Genomic DNA, 984 nt, shown 5'->3' on the forward strand with positions numbered 1-984 from the left:
CTGTTTCTTTATACAGTAAAGATGAGCGGGAATATTTTTATCTAACAGGTTATTTTTTGTGATGAGGTGGGAAAAATGAGTCGAAGTCTCGACAACGACTCATTGAAATTGAAAGGGTTATGGGCGAGTTGGATTGATCGTCAGTGGCTCTAGTGTCACGACAGCATTAACACTTGCTCCTGGGTGATCGACATACGACGTGTCTTGCATCAACGTGTAGAAAACGTCAACAAAGTCATCATCGTTGGTAAGCACACCATCTGGAATTGCATCGATGATCTTGTTTGTGATTTGTGGGATGACTGCGTATGCCTGAACTTGCGGATCTGGGATGGCTTTCAGAACTTCTTCAGCGACTTGCACCAATAGTTTAGCCAGCTGTTTGTAGTCTGTGCCGTCATCTTGCTCCATCAGAACAATATCTGCAGCGCCCCAGCGGTAGCGAGACCAGTGAATGATGATTTGATTTGGGTAGTAATCTTGGTTGTCGTAATCCAAGTAAGGAAGCTCTACCAGATCAATTGTCGGCTCGTCGCGGCTTGGATTGACACCTGTCACGATGGCGTAAACCTCTGCTTTGCCAGAGATCCACGGTTCTTTGTCATCCGCTAAGCGAATTTTCTTCAGTTGAGTTGTTTGAATCGGAGCGACATCACTTGTCGCTGCGCTTTGTAGCATTGGTGAAGATTGTTTTTGACTCTCTGAATAATAAGGCTGAATTAGAGCTGGCTGACCCAGCTTTTTCATTTCTGCCTGCATCGCCTGTAAGCCTGCTTTGAGCTCTGCAGAGCTGTTGTTATCGACAACTAGAACGGGAACGTCAGGAAGCTGATACACATCAAGTTGATGAATTTGCCCGTAAACGTCAAACGCTTCGATGTATTGCCAGCTTTCATCATCACCGCTTGGTTCAAAGGCAAAGAGTGGTGCAACGTCGCCATTGAGCCATGCTCCTAGCATTTTTTCGTTGGCTAAGCGCACTTC

1 protein-coding gene is annotated in these 984 nt (G+C 45.8%); it reads right to left on the reverse strand.

Annotated features, from left to right (window positions below; all coding sequences use genetic code 11):
- Nucleotides 1-117 precede the first annotated feature (117 nt).
- Nucleotides 118-984: DUF3103 domain-containing protein (locus R8N47_RS23825; RefSeq protein WP_318185927.1), on the reverse strand; the 867-nt coding region annotated here is incomplete at its 5' end.

It is taken from the genome of Vibrio sp. 2132-1 (assembly GCF_033344315.1).